We start from the raw sequence: 2543 nt of genomic DNA, 5'->3' as shown, positions 1-2543 counted from the left end.
TCCGCCAATTCGCGAGGCTTGGCCGATGGTGGCGGGTTTAATTTTTGTTAATTTTTCCCGCGATTCCATTGACAAAGTTTCGATTTTCATGTAGTCAATATCGGGGGATAAATGACGGTTACTGTGGCGACTAATTTGGTCAATTTGATTTTGTTGTCGTTTCAAGTAACCGGAATATTTAATCTCAATTTCTACCCCTTCTCTTTCGGCTAAATTTATATCAGGATTACCTAAACCATAACGATCAAGATCGAGATAATGCAAGCTAGGACGACGCAGTAAATCCGCTAAAGAGAGAGAACCTTTGATTTTTTGTTCTGTATCCTTAACGATGGCAATTGCCACCTGATCCCGTTCTTTAATTCTGGTTTCGTGTAGGCGTTCTTTTTCAGCGATAATATTAGCTTGTTTAGTTTGGAATAATTGCCAACGCCGGTCATCAATTAAGCCAATTTCTCGCCCTAAAGGTGTTAATCTTTGATCGGCATTATCCGATCGCAATACTAAGCGATATTCGGAACGACTGGTTAACATCCGGTAAGGTTCCCGCAGATCCTTGGTACACAAATCATCGACCAAAGTTCCTAGATAACTTTCCTCCCGGGGAAAAACAATTAACTCTTTTCCTAAAGCAAACCGGGCCGCATTAATCCCCGCCACCAGTCCCTGGGCTGCCGCTTCTTCATAACCGGTTGTCCCGTTAATTTGTCCCGCACAAAATAACCCCTCAATCTTCTTCGTCATCAGGGTTGGATAACACTGAGTTGCTGGTAAATAATCGTATTCCACTGCATAGGCAGCACGCAACATTACACAGTTTTCTAAACCGGGTAAAGTCCGCAGCATTGCTAATTGAACATTTTCCGGCAGTCCCGTTGAAAAGCCTTGGATATAAAGTTCGGGAATATCGCGCCCTTCCGGTTCAATAAAAATTTGATGACTTTCTTTATCGGCAAAACGGACGATTTTGTCCTCAATACTAGGACAATAACGCGGCCCTTTGGAGTCAATAAAACCGCCATAAATGGGGGATAAATGTAAATTATCTCTGATTAATTGATGAGTTGCCGCCGTGGTGCGGGTGAGATGACAGTTCATTTGTTCCCGTTCGATCCACACCTCTGGATCAAAACTAAACCAACGTACCTCGTCATCGGGCGGTTGCGGTTCCATACGGGAGTAATCCACCGAACGCTTATCCACACGGGCAGGAGTGCCAGTTTTTAGGCGACCGGTCTCGAATCCGAGACGATTTAGGGTTTCTGTTAAACCCACCGCCGCAAATTCGCCCGCGCGTCCGGCGGCCATAGACTTGCCGCCGATCCAGATTTTGCCGCCTAAAAAAGTGCCAGTGGTTAAAATGACGGCTTTAGCGGCGAAACAAGTGCCGAAATAGGTTTCTACCCCTAAAACTTGCTCATTTGCCCCTAAAATCAGGTCTGTGGCCATGCCTTCCCGAATAACCAGATTGGCTTGGGTTTCGACGATACCTTTCATCACCGCCGCGTATTCCCGTTTATCGGTTTGGGCGCGTAGGGCCCAGACTGCCGGTCCGCGAGAGGCATTAAGAACCCGTTTTTGCAGATAGGTGCGGTCGGCCATTTTGCCAATTTCGCCGCCCAAAGCGTCCACTTCGTGGGTTAATTGGGATTTAGCCGGACCACCGACGGCGGGGTTACAGGGTTGCCAAGCGATTTTATCGAGATTAAGGGTGAGGAGAAGGGTACGACAACCGAGACGGGCGCAGGCTAGGGCTGCTTCACAGCCGGAATGGCCCGCCCCGACGACGATGACATCAAATTCATCTTGAAAGTCTGCGGCTGAGGAGAAAGTCATACTCGATCGAGGGGAAAATTAATTAATCAGGCTAATATTCTAGCAATTTTTCTGAGTTTTCCTCCCAATATAATACAAGAATACTAACTAAGTCATTGACTAACACCAAAGCGATCGCATAAATCTAAAAACAATCTGTATAATCCCTATTTACCCTTGCCTTTTCAGGGCATTACTGGCTAAGTATTATAGGTGCTTATCATATCTTCACGATCGTTTAAAGATTGTAATCATGGATTTACTTGCCAATCCCGTCGCTTTGTCGCGGATACAATTTGCCGTCACCGCTATTTTCCATATGCTTTGGCCGGTGTTAACCACTGGTATGGGCATTTATCTAGTCATTGTCGAAGGATTATGGCTAAAAACCCGCAATCCTGACTACTATCATCACGCTCGCTTCTGGGCAAAACTCTACATTCTCAATTTCGGCATTGGAGTTGCTTCTGGTTTACCCATGGCCTTCCAGTTTGGCATGAATTGGGCGCCTTTTTCGGAAGCGGTGGGGGACTTTTTCGGAACTATCCTCGGTTTCGAGGGAACCATGGCCTTTATGCTAGAGGCTAGTTTTCTAGGAATTATGCTGTTTGGTTGGTGACGAGTTCCCCCGTTAATTCACTTCCTAGCGACAATTCTCGTCGCTTTTGGGGCTAATCTTTCCACCTTCTGGATTCTAACCGCTAATTCTTGGCTGCAAACCCCCGCCG

General features: G+C 46.3%; 1 protein-coding gene and 1 pseudogene. One reads left to right on the top strand and one right to left on the bottom strand.

From position 1 onward, the window contains the following. A partial coding sequence (gene mnmG / locus PX481_RS13260) for a tRNA uridine-5-carboxymethylaminomethyl(34) synthesis enzyme MnmG (protein WP_288094715.1) occupies positions 1 to 1836 on the bottom strand: 1836 nt, incomplete at its 3' end. Positions 1837 to 2068: 232 nt separating this feature from the next. On the opposite strand from mnmG, the pseudogene PX481_RS13255 reads away from it, so the two are divergent. Then, positions 2069 to 2543, top strand: a pseudogene (locus PX481_RS13255) (cytochrome ubiquinol oxidase subunit I); the annotation flags it as partial.

The sequence above is a fragment of the Microcystis sp. M53603_WE2 genome, assembly GCF_030065435.1.
Note: the sequence above shows the minus strand (reverse complement) of the source record. Positions and strands in the feature narration are given on the sequence as shown.